Source organism: Hymenobacter lapidiphilus (genome assembly GCF_013377885.1).
GTDB lineage: Bacteria > Bacteroidota > Bacteroidia > Cytophagales > Hymenobacteraceae > Hymenobacter > Hymenobacter lapidiphilus.
In genome coordinates this window covers 1-478 of record NZ_JABKAU010000115.1, presented here as the reverse complement: position 1 = coordinate 478, position 478 = coordinate 1, and the positions used below count along the sequence as shown (strand labels likewise).

Below are 478 nucleotides of genomic sequence, written 5' to 3'. Positions count from 1 at the left end.
ACCGTTTTAGTGAACTATGATGGTATCAACCAAGCCTGTAAAGACTTGATAGCTTTGTGATGTTCGCCCGTTACGCTTGCTGTTATGATTCCGCAATTCAAGGTTTGCTGCCCCGCCGGGTACCACGTCGAGGACGTATTCGACGATAACTTAGACCTAAACATCGTCCTCGACACCGGGGAAGTCTTCTTTGCCACGGTCTTCACGGTTCGCAACGTGCAAGCCCTGCTTGCTCGCTCTCCCGAGCCCTATTTCTGGAGCGTGGACATGTTTATTGTCGACAACCTGCGCGTAGCAACTATTCTCAACGCCGTGGCCAGCATCGTGCAGGAGGGCCTAACCGATACCATCTTTGGCCGGATTGGCACGACAGATACAATGTACGAAGGCCTTGGGTACAGCTTTGCTCACTTGCCCGAGCATTTGCAGTAAAAGGCTCATTCAATTGAAAGGAGAGCGTTTACCTTCGGACCGTTTT

General features: G+C 51.3%; 1 protein-coding gene. It reads left to right on the top strand.

The features are described 5' to 3' along the window. Positions 1 to 84: 84 nt before the first annotated feature. Entirely contained in the window at positions 85 to 432 is a 348-nt protein-coding gene (locus tag HW554_RS20350; protein WP_176910358.1) for a hypothetical protein, read from the top strand. Positions 433 to 478: the final 46 nt, after the last annotated feature.

Coding starts and splice junctions, on each gene's coding strand:
- HW554_RS20350 (WP_176910358.1), top strand. CDS start 85: ATGATTCCGCAATTCAAGGTTTGCTGCCCCGCCGGGTACCACGTCGAG.